Source organism: Streptomyces aureocirculatus (assembly GCF_000720475.1).
In the GTDB taxonomy this organism is placed as follows: domain Bacteria; phylum Actinomycetota; class Actinomycetes; order Streptomycetales; family Streptomycetaceae; genus Streptomyces; species Streptomyces aureocirculatus.
In genome coordinates, this window is sequence record NZ_JOAP01000003.1 from 26,284 (window position 1) to 43,643 (window position 17,360).

Genomic DNA, 17,360 nt, shown 5'->3' on the forward strand with positions numbered 1-17,360 from the left:
CTCAGGCTCCCGGCGGTCGCCCTGATGACCAGTGGAACAGCGTCATGCCGACACTCGTCGCGAGGTTGTAGCTCGACACCTGTGGCCGCATCGGCAGCGACACCAGTTGGTCGGCCCGGGCCCGCAGTGCGGCGGACAGGCCGCTGCGCTCCGAGCCGAACGCGAGCACGGCATCGTCGGGGATCTTCAGCCCGCGGATGTCCGCGCCCTCGGCGTCGAGGGCGAACAGCGGGCCCGCGGGCAGTTCCGGGACGTCGAGGCGCTCCACCGCCGTGGCGAAGTGCAGCCCCGCACCGCCGCGTACGACCGTGGGATGCCAGGGGTCGAGCGTGCCGGTCGTGACGACTCCCGTCGCGCCGAAGCCCGCGGCGAGCCGGATCACCGCCCCGGCGTTGCCGAGGTTTCGGGGGTCGTCGAGGACGACGACCGGCGCGGACCTCGGCGTGTGCGCAAGGGCCCGGAGGTTGTCGGCACGTGCCGGGCGTACGGCCAGGGCGGCCACGGCGGTGGGGTGCAGCCGGGGCACCAGGGCCCGCAGCGTCGCGTCGTCGGTCTCGGCGAGCAGTGCGTCCAGGGCGGCCGTCACATCCGGCGCCAGGTCCTCGGCGAGAGCGAGGACTGCGGCCTTGTCGCCCGTCAGCGCCACGGGGACGCGGGCGTCGAAGCGCAGGGCGTGCTTCAGGGCGTGGAAGCCGTCGAGCAGCACGTGGGAGCCGGCGAGACCGCGCCAGACCCGGACCGGATCCTCCGCACCCGCCCACGACGCCCCACCGCGCCCCCCTGCCGCCGCTGCCCACGGCGGCTCGTCACCACCCTCGGTCGCCACCGCCCTCCGCGACTCGTCGCGCCCCACCGCCGCTGCCGTCCGCTTCGACCCGTCGCGACCCGGAGGCGTCCCCTGCGGCTCGTCGCCACCTACTGCCGCTGCCGTCCTCCGCGCCTCGCCATGCCCCGCCGCCGCTGCCGTCCGCTGCGGCCTGTCATTGCCCTCTGCCGCGCTGCCGCTCATGCTCCGAAGCCTACGCGCGCGGGCTCGGTGACTGGGCTGACCTGCTCCTCTTCCTTCGGTAGCGGCGACGGCGCGGACTTGCGCGGCAGTCGCGGCGCCCGGGCGAGCACACCGTCACGCGCGCGTGCCACCCGGCCGCCTAGGCGGCGCAGGAAGGACGTGGGCAGGAAGACCGCGTCGGCCGCGATCATCGCGAGCGAGAAGAACGGCAGCCCCAGAACGACGGCGATGGCCGCGTGCTCGAAGATCATCACGGCCAGGAGGACGTTCTTGACGCGCCGGTTGAACAGGGTGAACGGGAAGGCGACCTGCACGGCGACCGTCCCGTAGGTCACCAGCATCACCAGTACACCGTGCGAGGCCAGCAGGTCGGCGAGCGCGGGCCAGGGGGAGAAGTAGTCGAGCTGGAGGGGGTAGTAGACGGCGGTACCGTCCTGCCAGCGGCTGCCCTGGATCTTGTACCAGCCCGCCGTGGCGTAGATCAGGCACGCCTCGGCCATGATCACCAACAGGGCGGCGTTGTGCGCGAGGTTGGCGACGACGTCGAGCAACAGCCGGGGTTCGCCGTTCGGGGCCCTACGACCGGCGAACCACCACAGGCCGTGCGCGAGCCACAGCCCCCAGAAGAACACCGGCCAGTACCCGTCGAGTTCCCCCATGAACGTCACGGCGGACAACGCGAGCCCGAGGACCCACCACAGCACGGGCCCGACCCGGTCCTCGCGGTTCAGCGGGGCGGCGTCGCCGTTCTCCTCACGGCCCGGCGGGGCGGCGGCATCGCTTCCCCCGCCCCGGGAGTCGGCGCGTGCCGCACGCCGCGCGTCCAGGGACCAGACCTGGCCGCACCGCGTGAACACCAGGTAGATCGCCATGAGATGGATGACGTTGTCGCCGCCGTCGCCCATGAAGATGCTGCGGTTCTGCAGCGAAAGGACGCCGATCATGAAGAGTACGGACATGGTGCGTGTGCGCCAGCCCACAAGGAGCAGGGCGCTGGACAGTATCGCCAGGAAGTAGACGATCTCGAACCACACCCGCCCGTCCGACCACATCAGCGCGGTGAAGGCGTCATTGGCGGAGATGAGCCGCTGGGCCATGTCCCAGCTCCAGGGCCCTTCGGGTCCGTACAGCTCATGCCGGTGCGGCAGTTCGCGCAGCAGGAACAGCAGCCAGGTGGCGGCGAAGCCGATGCGGACCATCGCGGTCTGGTACGGGCCGAGGGCGTGCGCCGTGACGCGCTGCACGCCACGGGCGAGTGGGTCGAGACGGATCACCGGACGGCTCCCTTCCCTTCGGCGGCCACGTCTCCGCGCGCCCGGTCCTCGTCCGCGAGCGGCAGGTCGGACGGGGTCACCGACCACCACGGAAGGACCCGCTGCACGGGCTTGATGTTGATCTTCTCGTCACTCCACTCCGGTGGCGGCACCGGCGTGGTCCGGGACCTGACCTGCACCTGGTCGAAGGCCTCACCGCGGGCGAGCGGCTCGTGCCGGTCGAGGCGGAGCAGCGCGATACGGCGGACGTAACGCTCGGACAGCTCGCCGCGCAGGCCGGTGGGACGATTTTGCGCGTCGTGGGTGGCCACGAAGAAGTCCCAGCCTCTGCGGAGTTCGTTCTGCTGGGTGTGGCTCGGCAGCGGGTTGTGGTCGATGGCGGCGCCGTCCTGCGCGGACAGGTTGTACCAGCGGGTGGTCCTGGAGGTCCCGTCAGCCGTACGGATCTGCGCGCGCACCTCCACCGCGACGTTCTGCTGGAGCGGGTTGGGCGCGAACAGCTTCCAGTTCTGCTCGAACTCGGGATAGATCCAGTCCTCGACCGTCCGGCCGTGTTCCTTGGTGACGGTGTTCGACGGCGCGACGTGCAGGAACAGCATGCCGACGTGGACGCAGACGGTGGCCACGACCACGGCGAGGACCAAAGCAGCGACGACTTGCGACCCGCGGGAGAGGGCGGCGATGCCCGCCGGGGGGCGGGGCGGGGTGGGGTCCGGCGGGGGCTCGGCCGGGGGTCCGGAGTCGGCGGGCACGTCCAGTTCCGGGTCTGGCTCGGTGGGCTTGGCGAGCGTCGGGTCCGGCTCGGTGGGCTCGTCGAGCGTCGGGTCCGGCTCGGTGGGCCCGGCGCGCCCTGAATCCAGCTCAGCCCGTTCGCTGAGCTCCGGGTCCGGCTCGGTGGGCTGGGCGGGCTGGGAAGCACGCCTGGCGGGCTCGGTGGGCTCGGCGGCACGCCTGGGCTCGGTAGGCCCGGTAGGCCCGGTGGGCTCGGCGGGCTTGGAGGCCCGCCCGGCGGGCTCGCCGCGCGGACCCTTGTCGTACCCGTCCATCTCGCCCCGTTCCTCAACCCTCCACCGGCCCCTGCATCGGGGCCCCGCAACGGACCCTGCCGCCGGAACGGTACTCAGACCCGCCCGCCAGGCCCAGGCGTCCCGGAGGTTATCCACAGGGTTGACACCTTAAGGCGAGCCACCGCACCATTGAATTCGCACGAACCGAACGATCGGTCGGTAAGTTGCTCGACCGTCGAGTTCGTGGGAGTCGGACGATGCCCGAGGTCGAGGGGGACCGAGATGCCTACAGCGCAACGGCCCGTGAGCCCGATGGACACCACGAGCGCCACGGGAACGGCAGGGGCTGCCGGGACAGCGGGCACGGCAGCGGCGGACGCCGTGACGCTGGAGGCGGCGTTCGACGCGGCCGTGGCGGCCGACGAGCGCATCGAGCCGCGTGACTGGATGCCTGACGCCTATCGCGCCACGCTCGTGCGCCAGATCGCGCAGCACGCCCACTCCGAGATCATCGGCATGCAGCCGGAGGCGAACTGGATCACGCGTGCGCCCTCGCTGCGCCGTAAGGCGATCCTGATGGCCAAGGTCCAGGACGAGGCGGGCCACGGCCTTTATCTGTACAGCGCGGCGGAGACGCTCGGCGCGAGCCGCGACGACCTGCTCGACAAGCTGCACTCGGGCCGCCAGAAGTACTCCTCGATATTCAACTACCCGACGCTGACCTGGGCGGACGTGGGCGCCATCGGCTGGCTCGTGGACGGTGCGGCGATCACCAACCAGGTCCCGCTGTGCCGGTGTTCGTACGGCCCCTATGCCCGCGCGATGGTCCGGGTCTGCAAGGAGGAGTCGTTCCACCAGCGCCAGGGGTACGAACTGCTGCTCGCCCTCAGCAGGGGCACCGAGGCCCAGCACGCGATGGCTCAGGACGCCGTGGACCGCTGGTGGTGGCCGTCCCTGATGATGTTCGGACCGCCGGACGCGGAGTCGTCGCACTCGGAGCAGTCCATGACCTGGAAGATCAAGCGGCACTCGAACGACGAGCTGCGCCAGCGGTTCGTGGACATCTGCGTCCCCCAGGCCGAGTCGCTCGGCCTCACCCTCCCGGACCCGGACCTGAAGTGGAACGAGGAGCGCGGGCAGCACGACTTCGGCGCCATCGACTGGAGCGAGTTCTGGTCGGTCCTGAAGGGGAACGGCCCGTGCAACGAACAGCGCATGACCCAGCGCAGGCTGGCCCACGAAGAGGGCGCCTGGGTGCGTGCGGCGGCGGCCGCCCACGCCGCCAAGCACGCCGCCCGCGCCGCCGAGCACAGTGAGCGCAAGGAGGCGACCGCATGAGCAGCTCGACCGAATGGCCGCTGTGGGAAGTGTTCGTGCGCTCGCGCCGCGGCCTGTCCCACACCCACGCGGGCAGCCTGCACGCCCCGGACGCCGAGATGGCCCTGCGCAACGCCCGCGACCTGTACACCCGCAGGAACGAGGGCATCTCCATCTGGGTCGTCCCCTCCGCCGGGATCACCGCGTCCTCGCCCGACGAGAAGGACTCCTTCTTCGACCCGTCCGCCGACAAGCCCTACCGCCACCCGACGTTCTACGACATCCCGGAGGGAGTGAAGCACCTGTGACCGCCACCCCGTCCACGAACACGGCCGCGACCGCCACCGCCGCCTCCGCGTCCCCTCCCGCCCCGGCTCCCCCGGCCGCGGCCCTCCCCCTGGGCGACGACGCCCTGGTGCTCTCGCACCGCCTGGGTGAGTGGGCGGGGCACGCCCCCGTCCTGGAGGAAGATGTCGCCCTGGCGAACATAGCCCTGGACCTTCTCGGACAGGCCCGGGTGCTGCTCTCCCTGGTCGGTGACGAGGACGAGCTGGCCTATTTGCGGGAGGAGCGCGCCTTCCGCAACGTCCAGCTCGTCGAGCAGCCGAACGGCGACTTCGCGCACACCATCGCCCGCCAGTTGTACTTCTCGGTGTACCAGACCTTGATGTACGACCGACTCGCCCGCACGGTCAGCCCCTTGGCGCCGCTGGCCGCGAAGGCCGTCAAGGAGGTCACCTACCATCAGGACCACGCCGAGCAGTGGACGCTCCGCCTCGGCGACGGCACGGCGGAGAGCCATGAGCGGATGCAGCGCGGTCTGGACGCGCTGTGGCGGTTCACCGGGGAGCTGTTCCAGCCGGTGACCGGCCTCGATCTCGACTGGGAGGCCCTGCGCGCGCAGTGGACGGCCACGATCACGGCGGTGATCGAGAGGGCCACCCTCACCGTCCCCGAGGGGCCGCGGAGCGGGGCGTGGCAGGCCGGCGCCGGACGCGAGGGCCTGCACACCGAGCCGTTCGGCAGGATGCTCGCGGAGATGCAGCATCTGCACCGCAGCCACCCGGGGGCGTCATGGTGACCACTCCGTCCCGCGCATCCGCAACGTCCACCACACCCCCTGCCCCCAGCGCCTCCCACACTCCCGCCGCACCCACCCCGTCCCCCGGAACCGCCGCACCCACCGCCCTGGAAGCCGAGCTGTGTGCCCTCGCGGGGTCCGTGCCCGACCCCGAGCTGCCCGTCCTGACCCTGGGAGAGCTCGGCGTGCTCCGCGCCGTCCACGTCAGCGGCACGGGCCACGTCGACGTGGAGCTCACTCCGACATACACGGGCTGCCCCGCCATAGAGGCCATGTCCGCGGACATAGAGCAGGTGCTGCGCGAGCACGGCAGGGACGACGTCACCGTGCGCACGGTGCTCTCCCCCGCCTGGTCCACGGACGACATCAGTGCCGAGGGCCGCCGCAAGCTCGCCGAGTTCGGCATCGCCCCGCCGCGCCCGCACGCCGCCGACGGGCCGGTCCCGCTCTCCCTCACGGTCCGCTGCCCGCACTGCGGCTCGACCGACACGGAGCTGCTCAGCCGCTTCTCGTCCACCGCCTGCAAGGCGTTGCGCCGCTGCGTCGACTGCCGGGAGCCCTTCGACCACTTCAAGGAGTTGTGATGGCGCGCTTCCACCCGCTCCGCGTGGCGGCGGTCGAGCAGCTCACCGACGACTCCGTGACGCTGACGTTCGCGGTGCCCCCCGCGCTGCGCGAGGAGTACCGGCACGCGGCGGGCCAGCACCTCGCCCTGCGCCGCGTCGTCGACGGCACCGAGATCCGGCGCACGTACTCGGTCTGTTCCCCGGCGCCGGACCCGCGGGCGGCCGGTGAGCCGAGGGAGTTGCGGGTGGGCGTGCGGGTGGTGGAGGGCGGCGCCTTCTCGACATACGCGCACAAGGAGATCGTCGTCGGTGACGAGCTGGAGGTGATGACCCCGGCGGGCCGCTTCACGCTGCAGCCTGCTCCGGGACGGTATGCCGCGGTGGTCGGAGGCAGCGGCATCACGCCGGTGCTCTCCATCGTCACGACGCTCCTTGAGCGCGAACCGCGGGCCGAGTTCTGCCTCATACGCAGCGACCGTACGGCGGCGTCGACGATGTTCCTGGACGAGGTGGCCGACCTCAAGGACCGCTGGCCGCACCGCTTCCAGTTGGTGACGGTGCTGTCCCGGGAGGAGCAGCAGGCCGGGCTCGCCTCGGGACGGCTCGACGAGGAACGCCTGGGACGGCTGCTGCCCGCGCTGCTGCCGGTCGATGAGGTCGACGGCTGGTTCCTGTGCGGTCCGTACGGGCTTGTGCAGGGTGCGGAGCGGACGCTGCGGGGGCTCGGGGTGCAGCGGCGGCGCATCCACGAGGAGATATTCCACGTGGACGACGGGATCGCGGCCGTGCCTGTCGCCCCGGCGCCGGAGGACAGCACGGTCACGGTCACCCTCGACGGGCGCTCCGGCTCCTGGCCGGTGCGGGCGGGGGAGTCGCTCCTGGACACGGTGTTGCGCAACCGCGCGGACGCGCCGTTCGCCTGCAAGGGCGGGGTGTGCGGTACCTGCCGGGCGTTCAAGGTGTCCGGTGAGGTGCGGATGGACCGGAACTTCGCGCTGGAGCCGGAGGAGACCGAGGCCGGTTATGTGCTGGCGTGCCAGTCGCATCCGACGACGGACAGGGTGGAGCTGGACTTCGACCGCTGAGCGGAGCCCGGGGCGAGCAGTCGGTCGGACACCCGGGCCCGACTCTCCCCCGCCATGCGGTCGTTCTCTCCCATGCGACTGTTCCCTCCCATGCGACTGTTCCCTCCCATGCGACTGTTCCCTCCCATGCGGCTGTTCGCTTCCATACGGCTGTTCCCTCCCGTGCGGCGGCTGTTCGCTTTCATCCGGCTGTTCCCTTCCACTGGAACTTGTTCTACCTTGACGACCCGTCAGGGCCGGGCCGTGCGGAGGGACGAGCTGTGGACTTCAGTTTCACCGAGGAGCAGCAGGCGGCGCTTGAGGCGGCGAAGGCGGTGTTCGCCGATGTCGTGCCGGACGGGGTGCCAAGTCCCGCGCTCACCCCGGGGGCCGTGGCCGAGGACTTCGACCGGGAGCTGTGGGGCAGGCTCGCCGGTGCCGATCTGCTGAGTCTGCTGGTGGCGCCGGAGTACGGCGGTTCGGGTCTTGACCCCATCGCGCTCTGTCTGGTGTTGCGGGAGTCGGCGAAGGTGCTTGCCAGGGTGCCGCTTCTGGAGAGCAGCGCTGCCGCGTATGCCGTACAGGCCTTCGGGAGCCAGGAGTTTAAGCAGGCCGTGCTGCCTGCGGCCGCGCGGGGTGAGACCGTCCTGACCGTGGCGACGAACGGCCGCACGGGCCACGACGACGCCGCGCTGGCCGTCACCGCGCGTCCCGATGGTGACGGTGACGACGGGAGTGGCGGGTGGGTGCTCGATGGGGTGCAGAGCGGGGTTCCCTGGGGGTTCGATGCCGACTTCATCGTGGTTCCGGCCACGTCGTCCGAGGGAATGGCGGTTCTCGCGCTGGTGCCGGGTGCGGGGGCAGGAACGAAGACGGGAGCGGGTACGGGTGCGGGGGCGGGGCTCGGTTTCGCCGAGCAGTTCTCGACGAGTGGGGAGCGGCTCGGGGAGTTGCGGCTGGACTCGGTGCGGGTCGGTGCCCGGGACGTCATCGCGGTGGAGGGGGCGTGGGACTATCTGCGCGACCTGCTGGCGACGGGTACCTGTGCGCTGGCGCTCGGCCTTGGTACGGGGGTGCTCGGGATGACGAGTGAATACACCGGGAAGCGGGAGCAGTTCGGGTTTCCGGTCGCCACGTTCCAGGCGGTGGCGATGCAGGCGGCGGACCGTTACATCGACCTGCGGGCCATGGAGGTCACGCTGTGGCAGGCCGCCTGGCGCCTGAGTGAACCGGGGCGCGGGGCCGCGGGCGAGGGCGGGCCGCTGCCCGCGTCGGGGGATGTGGCGGTGGCCAAGATCTGGGCGTCGGACGGGGTGCGCCGCGTCGTCCAGACCGCGCAGCACCTGCACGGCGGCTTCGGCGCCGACGTCGACTACCCCCTGCACCGGTACCACGCCTGGGCCAAGCATCTGGAGCTGGCACTCGGCCCGGCGGCGGCGCACGAGGAGGCGCTGGGAGACCTGCTGGCCGCCCACCCCCTGGCCTGACCGCCCCCGGCCCGACCGGCACCGGCCCGACCGACCCGCCCACCGGGCCACGGCCCCGACGTCCCGGCCACCGGCCACCGGCCACCGGCCACCGGCCACCGGCCACCGGCCACCGGCCACCGGCCCAGGATCCCCCGACCGACCGACCGACCGGCCCACAGCCCACGAGGTCACGGCCCATTGGGCCACCCGGCCAGAGTTGCCCCGACCGCCCGACCCACGGCCCACGAGGTCACGGCCCACCGGGCCACCCGACCACCCGGCCCGGGCCGCCCCGACCGACCCACGGCCCACGACGTCACGGCCCACCGGACCACCGGGCCACCGGGCCACCGGGCCACCGGGCCACCGGGCCACCGGGCCACCGGGCCACCGGGCCAAGATCCCCTCGACCGACCGGCCCACAGCCCACGAGGTCACGACCCATTGGGCCACCCGGCCAGAGTTGCCCCGCCCGACCGAGCCACAGCCCGCGACGTCACGGCCCACCGGCCCACCGGGCCACCGGGCCACCAGGCCACCAGGCCACCAGGCCACCAGGCCACCAGGCCAGGATCCCCCCGACCGACCGACCCACAGCCCACGACGTCACGGCCCACCGGATCACCGGGCCACCGGGCCACCGGGCCACCGGCCACCGGCCACCGGCCACCGGCCAAGGGTCGCCCCGGCTTACCGGGCCAGGGTCGGGTCGCCCGGCCCACCGGCCGGGGTCAGACCACCGTGCCCGGCTGGCCCTTGTCGTCGACGATGGGCCGCCCCTCGGCCTCCCAGGCCTGCATGCCCCCGTCGACGTTCACCGCGTCGATGCCCTGCTGGGCGAGGTACATCGTCACCTGGGCGGAGCGGCCGCCGGAGCGGCAGATGACGTTCACCTTGGCGTCCTGTGGCGCGGCGTCGGTCAGCTCGCCGAAGCGGGCGACGAAGTCGCTCATCGGGATGTGCAGCGCGCCCGCCGCGTGGCCCGCCTGCCACTCGTCGTCCTCGCGGACGTCGAGGAGGAAGTCTCCGTCCGTGAGCGCGTCGACGCCGACCGTGGGCACACCAGATCCGAAATGCATGGCCCCGACGCTACCCGACCGCCGGCACCCACCGCCGCCCACCCGTGGCCCCCCACGGCCCCACCCCCGGGGGCCGACGGCACCGCCACCGGGACGGCAGGCCTACGCGCTGGCCCGCTCCAGCTCCGCCTCGCGCTCCGCGACCTGCGCCAGGAGCTGCTCGGCGATCTCGTCCAGGAGCCGGTCCGGGTCGTCGGGCGCCAGCTTGAGCATCGAGCCGATGGCGCTTTCCTCCAGGTCGTGGGCCACGACCGCGAGCAGTTCCTTGCGCCGGGCGAGCCACTCCAGGCGGGCGTACAGCTCCTCGGCGGGCGTCGGCTGCTGCTCCTCGGGCGCGGGCCCCGCGTCCCACTCGCCGAGCAGCTCCCGGAGCAGCGACTCGTCGCCGCGGCCGTACGCGGCGTTCACCCGGGTGATGAACTCGTCGCGGCGGGCGCGTTCCTGCTCGTCCTGGGCGAGGTCGGGGTGTGCCTTGCGGACAAGCTCGCGGTACAGCTTGCGGGCCTCGTCGCTCGGCCGCACCCGCTGCGGGGGCCGCACCGACTGGTCGGTGAGCATCGCGGCGGCCTCGGGGAACAGGCCCTCGCCGTCCATCCAGCCGTGGAACAGTTCCTCGACGCCCGGCATCGGAAGGACCCGGGCCCGCGCCTCGTCGGCCTTGCGCCGGTCCTCGGGGTCACCGGAGCGCGCGGCCACGGCCTCGGCGATCAACGCGTCGAGCTCGTCGAGGCGGGCGTACATCGGGCCGAGTTTCTGGTGGTGCAGCCGGGAGAAGTTCTCCACCTCCACCCGGAACGTCTCGACCGCGATCTCGTACTCGATCAGAGCCTGCTCGGCGGCGCGCACCGCCTTCTCGAGTCGCTCCTCGGGCCGGGGCGCGCCGTCGGGGCCGTCGGCGCCGTCCGCGCCGTCCGTGGGGTGGGGCGCCGCCGCATGCGGTTCCTGGGGCGTGGGCTCGGCTTCCGGGGTCGTCACCGGTCCAGCGTAGGCCACACCGATCCCTCGGACAGGCTCCAGGCCCAGGCCACACCGACCACTCGGACGGGCTCCAGGCCCAGGCCACACCGACCACTCGGACGGGCTCCAGGCCCAGGCCACACCCACCCCCGGACGGGCTCCAGGCCCAGGCCACACCCACCCCCGGACGGGCTCCAGGCCCAGGCCACACCACCCCTCGGACGGGCTCCAGGCCCAGGCCACACCCACCCCCCGGACGGGCCCTAGGCCTCCGCCCGCAGCCGTCCCTCCCGTACCGCCGCGATCAGCCGGTCGTGATCGGCCTCCGTACGGTCCGCGTACGTCACCGCGAACGCGGCCACCGCCTCGTCGAGCTCGTCGTTCTTGCCGCAGTATCCGGCGATCAGGCGGGGGTCGGCACTGTGCGCGTGGGCGCGGGCGAGCAGGGCGCCGGTCATCCGGCCGTAGTCGTCGAGCTGGTCGGCGGCGAGGGCGGCCGGGTCCACGCTGCCCTTGCGGTTCCTGAACTGACGTACCTGGAAGGGGCGGCCCGAGATCGTCGTCCAGCCCAGCAGGAAGTCGCTGACGACCTGCATCCGCTTCTGCCCGAGCACGACACGGCGGCCCTCGTGACCCCCGTCGCCCTCCTGCTCCTTGAAGCCCGCCACCGGCAGGTGCGGAAGGAGCGCGGACGGGCAGGCCTCCTTGACCTGGAGGACAAGCGGCTCCCCCCGGTGGTCCAGGAGGAGGACCACGTAGGAGCGCAGTCCGACGCTGCCGGTGCCGACGACGCGGAAGGCCACGTCCTGGATCGCGTACCGGGTGAGGAGGGGCAGGCGGTCCTCGGCCAGCGTGGAGCGGTACGCGCCGAGGGCGGCGGCGACCGCGGCGGCCTCGGCGTCCGGCACCCGCCGCAGCACCGGGGGCGCGTCGACGAAGCGCCGCGGCGTGACGCCGCCCGCCGGGGCTTCGGCCTCGGTGTCGGGGACCGGCTCGGTCGACTTGGCGGCGAAGCGGGCGCTGGTGTTCTGCCGGGCCTTCTCGGAGACCCGGTCGAGGGTGCCGAGCAGGTCACGGGCGTCCGTGTGGGAGACGAGTTCCTCGTCGGCGATCGCGTTCCACGCGTCGAGCACGGGCAGCTTGGCGAGGAGCCGCATGGTGCGGCGGTACGCGCCGACGGCGTCGTACGCGGCCTCCTCACAGGCGTCCTCCTCGGCGCCCGCCTCGCGCCCGGCGAGCACCAGGGAGGTGGCGAGGCGCTTGACGTCCCACTCCCAGGGGCCGTGCACGGTCTCGTCGAAGTCGTTCAGGTCGATGACGAGGCCACCGCGGGCGTCGCCGTAGAGACCGAAGTTGGCCGCGTGGGCGTCGCCGCATATCTGGGCGCCGATGCCGGTGAGGGGGGTGCGGGCCAGGTCGTACGCCATCAGGCCCGCGGTGCCGCGCAGGAAGGCGAAGGGGGACGCGGCCATCCTGCCGACGCGCAGCGGGGCGAGTTCCGGGATGCGGCAGCGGTTGGTCTCCTCGATGACCTGTACGGGGTCGGGGCGCCGGTCGTCCGGCGCGTACCGCGCGTGCGCGGAGCGCGGGGTGCCGGCGCGCAGGGCCTTGCCCTCCTGCTTGGGCTGCCCGGGTCCGGGGTCGCCGGGCGCGGGCAGGCGCGCGAAGCCGTCCACGTGCGGGAGGCGGCGCCCGCCCGCCCCCGCTTCCGGCACGGCCCCGGCGCCGCTCTCGGCCCCTGCTCCGGTCCCCGTACGTATCGCGTCAGCCATGTTTCCCGCCCCCGGTCACGAACATCAGTGCGCGTCGAAGGTACCGCCGGGGGCCCGGGGCGCCCACCCCCGCTACGGGACCGCCGCCACCCGCGTCCGGCGGAAGCCCTCCGTACGGAACCGGCCCGCGAGCTCCTCGTCCGCGACGCCGGACGCCATGGACGCGCCGGATACCCCGGACGCCCCGGACCCCCCGGACCCCCCGGACAGGATCAGCAGATCGTGCCCCGGCCCCGCCGCCCCGACCTCGGGCCACCTGGGCGCCGTCCCCGCATGCCGCCCCCACGTCACCACGAGGGCCGGGTCCGACAACGACCGCAGGCTGAGGAACTTGTCCACGAAGCCGCCGCCCAGCTTCGGCGTGAGTACCTGCGCGGGGACGGGGGCGAAGCCGAAGCGGGTCTTGAAGTTGAACAGGCCCGGCTGGACGACATGGCCGAAGAGCGAGGGGTCGTTCCCCAACGAGGCGTACGTCAGGCCCTGTTCGCGGGCGAACTGGAGGGCCTGCGCGTACGCCACCCGCATCACCCGGCTGGACCGGGCGTCCGCCGCCGACGCGGAGTAGCGCATCTGGAGCACCGACTCCTCGGGCCTGATCCACCAGAGGGACCCCACGAGCATGGCGCCTTCGCGGGTGGTGACGCAGACGCTGACGTGCTGGTCGGCGCCCGCGAGCAGCCGGTCGCGACCGCGCCGCGCGAAGTTCTGGCCGCGCGGCATACCGGCGATCTGCTGCTCGTACAGGACCAGGAACTCGTCCACGAGCTCCTCGGTCAGGCCCACGCGGACGTCGACCCGCAGCCCCTCGTCGTGGACGAAGCGGGTGCCGAGGCGGATGTTGCGGCGCTCGGTGCCGGAGAGTGCCGCCTCGAAGTCCGCCCGGGAATCCCCCACGGGGGCGCACCAGTTCAGCCACTTCGGGCGGGCCACGAACCCCAGGTCGGCCAGGCTCGCGTCGATGCCCCCGGCAGGGTCGACGTCGGCCTCGGCGAGCCGCACGATGTCGATCCGCCCGGCCGCCCCCTCGGCCGAGTCCTGGCCCGACGCCTCGGCCGCCTTCCACGCGTGGCTCTCCGCCTCCGCCCGGTCCACCACGGCGATGACGAGGTGGTCCTGCTCAACGATCTCCACTTGCCGCTCCTTGTGCTGGCACTTCCTGTGCTGCCGCTCCTCGTGCTGGCACTTCCTGTGCCGCCGCTCCTTGTGCCGCCACTCCTTCGGAGGAATCCGGCGCCCCCCGCACACAAGTCCTCGCGCCCCGCCGCGCATGCACCGCCCAGATCACATTCGCCGTGGCCCACAGGCCGAGGGCGGGCAGCCAGTACCAGTAGCCGTCCAGGCGGCTGGCCCAGGCGTAGAGGAAGCCGGACAGGGGAACGGCTCCCGTGATGAACATGCGGATCGTGGCGTTGGCGCGGCCCGCGACGTCGGCCGGGATGGTCTCCTGGCGGTAGGTGATGGACGCCACGTTGCTCACGGCGATGGCGAAGCACTCCACCATGAAACCGACGACCCGCACGGGCAGTACCGGTACGGCGATCAGCGCGAGGCCCGCGAAGCCGATCAACTGGCACACCAGGATGCGCCGTTCGGGGGTCCACAGCGGCAGGAAGTGCGGGGCCACACGGCTCGCCACGGCGCCCGTGAGCAGGCCGATCGCCATCACCACGGAGATCACGGTGGTGTTCATGCCCTGATCGCCGAACTCGGTGATCAGGGCGGGTTCCAGTTGGCCGATGGCCAGATTGGTCATCGACATGGTCACGACGAGCCACAGGATCTCGCGCTTGCCGACCCAGCGGAAACCGATCGCGAGGTCACGACGGATGTTGATCTTCTCCGGGCTCGCCGCGACCGCGGGCAGCAGCATCGCGACACAGCCCGCGATCACGTACAGGAGCGCGATGCACAGCGTGGCGGCGGCGGGCCCGAGCAGGGTGAAGCCGACGCCGCCGAGGACCAGGCCGATGACCTTCGACAGCTCGATGGCGGAGTTCAGCTTGGCCACGGCGAGCGGGCGGCCGGGCGCGCTGATCAGCTTGGGGATCAGTACGAACTGGCCGGTGATGGCGCTCGCGACACCGCCGACGCCCGAGAGCAGCACAAGCACCGCCACCGACACCTGGCTGGACAGCGTGGCCGCGAGCACCACCAGGCACAGGGCTTGCTGGAGCTGGGCGAGCACGAAGATCAGGCGTTTGTCGAAGCGGTCGATGACCGAGCCGAGGAACGGCGAACCCACATAGGTGACACCGCGCAGCGCGAAGGAGACGAGGGACAGCGCGACGGAGTCCGACTCGGCGAGGACCGCGAGCGGGATCACGATGCCGAGCTGCCAGTCCGCGACCTTCGAGAACATCGACGAGGTGATCAGGACGCGCAGGGTCCGCTTGTCCTCCGGCGCGGCGGCCGGGGTCCGGTCCACGGCCGGAACCGCGCCCGGCCCGCCCGGCCCGGGGGGCGGGACCGTCATGCAGTCACATCGCCGGGTCGCGCCGGGGCGCCGAGGCGGCGGGCCAGCTCCGGGTGGGCGCACAGGGCCGCGAGCCCCCGGGCCGTGTTGGCCTCCACGCCGCCGTCGTCGACCTGGTGCACGATCCAGCCCCAGGAGTCGGCGTACTCACGGAACAGCTTGGCCGTCTCGTCCTGCATCCGGCTGAACGACTCCTCGCTGCGCTCGCCCGCGGGCCCGTAGTCCTCCAGGGCACCGACGGCGCCGTTCTGCGCGGTGCGCCAGCGGTAGGCGTACGAGGAGGGGCCGTCGACGAGGATGCCGACGTCGGGACGGAGCAGCGACGAGCCGAAGACCAGGTCGAGGAGGCCGCGCAGGGTGCGGGTCAGCTCGCCGACGGCCGCGGCGGCCGGGTCACCACCCTCGCCGCCCTCGCCGCCGGTGCCCTCCCCGGCCAGCCGCTCGGCGACCGCGAGTTCCTTCAGGACGTGCTTGATGGGGTACGACTCCTGGACCACGATCGCACCCCTGGCCAGGGCCTTGCGGGTCACCTCGGAGGCCAGCAGCACATTGCCCGCGATCTCCACGAACGCGGCCGCGAGGGCGCCCGACGCCTTGTTGCCCATGACGGGCTCCGCGGCCAGGTGGCGCTCCCAGTCGTTGTCGCGCCAGTCGTCGTAGCCGCGGGGGATGTCCAGCGGCTCGCCGTCGCGCAGGCCCGCCCCGTACAGGGTACGGAAGGACTCCAGCCAGAGCTGCTGGAGCGGCACCGCGGGCCAGGGCGCCGCGGTCTCCTCCAGGGCGGACCGCCAGGTGACGGTCACCACCTCCTGGCCGCTCTCGCGCACGCGCTCCTCGAAGGCGCGGCACAGGGTGCTCTTGCCGATGCCGTCGATGCCGAGGAAGGCGACGGTCAGCCCTTGGCTCATGGGTATTCCTCCTGATGTTCCTGGTCCGGCTTCCGTACTGCTGATGCGGCTCGTCCGGTTCCGTACTGCTGGTAAGGCCTCAGCACTCGTCGTCGAGCCGCCGCGTGATCTCCTCGACGTAGCAGCGCAGGCCCGTCACGCGGGCGCCGTCGACGGCCTTGCGCACGAGGCGGGCCGCGGCTGCGCGCGAGGTGTCGGCGGCCAGGGCCTGGGCGAGGATGAGTTCATAGGTGACGGGGCGCGCGGGGTCCACCGACCAGGCGTACGCGACGCCGTCGACGTCGGGCAGTTCGAAGCGGTCGAGCGTGCCCACGTCCGGGAAGTCGGCGAGCTCCTGCGGGTGGACGAAGAGCCGGGCCTCCAGGCAGTGCCGCGTCCGGTCGAGAGGGTGCGCGGCGGCGGAGACGGACTCGCCCCGTGCGATACGGAGCTGTAGCTCCACGAGGTCGGTGCCGGGCCGACTCCCGGAATCGGTGCCGAGCTGGCTCTCGGACATCTGGTAGGCCAGCGGCAGCCTGCCGTTGACCTCCAGGAAGTAGTAGCGGTCGGGGCCGACGATGAACTCCACCGTCATGACGTTGGTCAGCCCGAACTCCCGCGCCACCAGGGCCGCGTCGGCACGCATGGCCTCCAGGACCGGCGCGTCGACGCCCGCGACCGGCGACGCCTCCAGGAGCTTGAGGCCGTCGGCCACGAGCAGGCTCTCGCGTTCGCCGAGGGGAAGCACATCGCCGTCGTGGTCCACGGCGAGGGTGACCCCGACGACCTGGTTCACGGGCAGGTACTTCTCGATGTACCACGAGGTACCCGCCGCCCCCTCGGCGCTCCCCGCCACCGCCCGCTCGACGTCGGCCTCGGTGTGGGCGATGCGCACGGCCTGTCCCCCGTAGCCGAACTCCGGCTTGAGTACGACCGGCAGGCCCATCGCGCGGACGTGGGTGAGGACCTCGTCCCGGCCCCGGCCCGTGGCGTGCGGAAGCACCGGGACGCCGATGCGGCGAGCGGCCTCGGCGGCGGCGGCCTTGCTGCCCGCGAGCCGCAGCGCCGCGGCCGAGGGCCCCACGAAGGTCACGCCCCGCTCCTCAAGACCGGCGACGAAGTCGGCGTTCTCGGCGAGCGAGCCGTAGCCCGGGTAGACGGTGTCGACCCCGCTGCGGTCCACGGCGTCCAGGACGCGCTCGGCCGAGTCGTAGGTGTCGGGCAGGCCCCTGCCGTCGACGGTGACCTCGTGGTCGGCGGCGGCGACATGGGCGGCTGCCTGGGCGTCGGTACGGGCGGCGAGCGCGGTCGTCCGCAGGCCGAGGCCGCGGCAGGTACGGGCGGCACGCACCGCGATCGCGGCGCGGTTGGCTATGAGGATGTGCTGCATGGGGTCGGGTCTCCT

At 72.7% G+C, this 17,360-nt stretch carries 16 protein-coding genes; 6 read left to right on the forward strand and 10 right to left on the reverse strand.

Annotation, left to right across the window (positions count from 1 at the left end; genetic code table 11):
* Position 1 precedes the first annotated feature (1 nt).
* From IG78_RS0103260 to IG78_RS47595, 3 genes are all read right to left on the reverse strand, one after another.
* Entirely contained in the window at positions 2-706 is a 705-nt protein-coding gene (locus IG78_RS0103260) for a TrmH family RNA methyltransferase (RefSeq protein ID WP_037685055.1), read from the reverse strand.
* Positions 707-1,005: 299 nt separating this feature from the next.
* The gene (locus IG78_RS0103265) at positions 1,006-2,280 is read right to left on the reverse strand and encodes an HTTM domain-containing protein (protein ID WP_078964806.1); all 1,275 of its coding nucleotides are present in this window, start codon (positions 2,278-2,280) and stop codon (positions 1,006-1,008) included.
* Positions 2,280-3,329, reverse strand: coding sequence for a DUF5819 family protein (locus IG78_RS47595; protein WP_318657749.1), 1,050 nt, complete (start codon positions 3,327-3,329; stop codon positions 2,280-2,282). The genes IG78_RS0103265 and IG78_RS47595 overlap by 1 nt, the downstream gene beginning before the upstream one ends.
* A gap of 273 nt (positions 3,330-3,602) precedes the next feature.
* Between IG78_RS47595 and paaA the strand changes: the two genes are divergently transcribed.
* The 6 genes from paaA to IG78_RS0103300 all read left to right on the forward strand — a co-directional run bounded on the left by paaA (position 3,603) and on the right by IG78_RS0103300 (position 8,805).
* Positions 3,603-4,628, forward strand: coding sequence for a 1,2-phenylacetyl-CoA epoxidase subunit PaaA (gene paaA, locus IG78_RS0103275; RefSeq protein WP_037685023.1), 1,026 nt, complete (start codon positions 3,603-3,605; stop codon positions 4,626-4,628).
* Complete coding sequence (gene paaB, locus IG78_RS0103280; RefSeq protein WP_030559585.1) at positions 4,625-4,915, forward strand: 1,2-phenylacetyl-CoA epoxidase subunit PaaB; 291 nt, start codon at positions 4,625-4,627, stop codon at positions 4,913-4,915. The genes paaA and paaB overlap by 4 nt, the downstream gene beginning before the upstream one ends.
* Positions 4,912-5,688, forward strand: a complete 777-nt coding sequence (gene paaC, locus IG78_RS0103285; RefSeq protein ID WP_030559587.1) for a 1,2-phenylacetyl-CoA epoxidase subunit PaaC — start codon at positions 4,912-4,914, stop codon at positions 5,686-5,688. The genes paaB and paaC overlap by 4 nt, the downstream gene beginning before the upstream one ends.
* Positions 5,682-6,272, forward strand: a complete 591-nt coding sequence (paaD, locus tag IG78_RS0103290) for a 1,2-phenylacetyl-CoA epoxidase subunit PaaD (RefSeq protein ID WP_225881962.1) — start codon at positions 5,682-5,684, stop codon at positions 6,270-6,272. Before paaC ends, paaD begins: the two co-directional genes overlap by 7 nt.
* The gene (gene paaE / locus IG78_RS0103295; RefSeq protein WP_030559589.1) at positions 6,272-7,339 is read left to right on the forward strand and encodes a 1,2-phenylacetyl-CoA epoxidase subunit PaaE; all 1,068 of its coding nucleotides are present in this window, start codon (positions 6,272-6,274) and stop codon (positions 7,337-7,339) included. Before paaD ends, paaE begins: the two co-directional genes overlap by 1 nt.
* A 260-nt stretch (positions 7,340-7,599) precedes the next feature.
* Complete coding sequence (locus IG78_RS0103300; protein WP_030559590.1) at positions 7,600-8,805, forward strand: acyl-CoA dehydrogenase family protein; 1,206 nt, start codon at positions 7,600-7,602, stop codon at positions 8,803-8,805.
* A gap of 713 nt (positions 8,806-9,518) precedes the next feature.
* Here the strand turns inward: IG78_RS0103300 and IG78_RS0103305 are convergent.
* From IG78_RS0103305 to IG78_RS0103335, 7 genes are all read right to left on the reverse strand, one after another.
* A complete protein-coding gene (locus IG78_RS0103305; RefSeq protein ID WP_078964778.1) occupies positions 9,519-9,866 on the reverse strand; it encodes a rhodanese-like domain-containing protein in 348 nt (115 codons plus the stop codon).
* Between the two features lie 102 nt (positions 9,867-9,968).
* Positions 9,969-10,841, reverse strand: coding sequence for a J domain-containing protein (locus IG78_RS0103310; protein ID WP_030559593.1), 873 nt, complete (start codon positions 10,839-10,841; stop codon positions 9,969-9,971).
* A gap of 245 nt (positions 10,842-11,086) precedes the next feature.
* Positions 11,087-12,595, reverse strand: a complete 1,509-nt coding sequence (locus tag IG78_RS0103315; protein WP_063760691.1) for a DUF2252 domain-containing protein — start codon at positions 12,593-12,595, stop codon at positions 11,087-11,089.
* A 72-nt stretch (positions 12,596-12,667) separates the two neighbouring features.
* Entirely contained in the window at positions 12,668-13,726 is a 1,059-nt protein-coding gene (locus IG78_RS0103320; RefSeq protein ID WP_030559596.1) for a peptidogalycan biosysnthesis protein, read from the reverse strand.
* Positions 13,713-15,068, reverse strand: a complete 1,356-nt coding sequence (locus tag IG78_RS0103325; protein WP_030559598.1) for an MFS transporter — start codon at positions 15,066-15,068, stop codon at positions 13,713-13,715. Before IG78_RS0103325 ends, IG78_RS0103320 begins: the two co-directional genes overlap by 14 nt.
* Positions 15,065-15,976 (reverse strand): hypothetical protein, encoded by a 912-nt coding sequence (locus tag IG78_RS0103330; RefSeq protein ID WP_030559599.1) that lies wholly within the window; start codon positions 15,974-15,976, stop codon positions 15,065-15,067. Before IG78_RS0103330 ends, IG78_RS0103325 begins: the two co-directional genes overlap by 4 nt.
* 79 nt (positions 15,977-16,055) lie before the next feature.
* A complete protein-coding gene (locus IG78_RS0103335; RefSeq protein ID WP_030559600.1) occupies positions 16,056-17,345 on the reverse strand; it encodes a biotin carboxylase N-terminal domain-containing protein in 1,290 nt (429 codons plus the stop codon).
* Positions 17,346-17,360: the final 15 nt, after the last annotated feature.

Excerpts from the sequence above, each read along its gene's own strand:
- IG78_RS47595 (WP_318657749.1), bottom strand. The coding sequence starts at position 3,329 with ATGGACGGGTACGACAAGGGTCCGCGCGGCGAGCCCGCCGGGCGGGCC.
- paaA (WP_037685023.1), top strand. The coding sequence starts at position 3,603 with ATGGACACCACGAGCGCCACGGGAACGGCAGGGGCTGCCGGGACAGCG.
- paaB (WP_030559585.1), top strand. The coding sequence starts at position 4,625 with ATGAGCAGCTCGACCGAATGGCCGCTGTGGGAAGTGTTCGTGCGCTCG.
- paaD (WP_225881962.1), top strand. The coding sequence starts at position 5,682 with ATGGTGACCACTCCGTCCCGCGCATCCGCAACGTCCACCACACCCCCT.
- paaE (WP_030559589.1), top strand. The coding sequence starts at position 6,272 with ATGGCGCGCTTCCACCCGCTCCGCGTGGCGGCGGTCGAGCAGCTCACC.
- IG78_RS0103305 (WP_078964778.1), bottom strand. The coding sequence starts at position 9,866 with ATGCATTTCGGATCTGGTGTGCCCACGGTCGGCGTCGACGCGCTCACG.
- IG78_RS0103315 (WP_063760691.1), bottom strand. The coding sequence starts at position 12,595 with ATGGCTGACGCGATACGTACGGGGACCGGAGCAGGGGCCGAGAGCGGC.
- IG78_RS0103325 (WP_030559598.1), bottom strand. The coding sequence starts at position 15,068 with ATGACGGTCCCGCCCCCCGGGCCGGGCGGGCCGGGCGCGGTTCCGGCC.
- IG78_RS0103330 (WP_030559599.1), bottom strand. The coding sequence starts at position 15,976 with ATGAGCCAAGGGCTGACCGTCGCCTTCCTCGGCATCGACGGCATCGGC.
- IG78_RS0103335 (WP_030559600.1), bottom strand. The coding sequence starts at position 17,345 with ATGCAGCACATCCTCATAGCCAACCGCGCCGCGATCGCGGTGCGTGCC.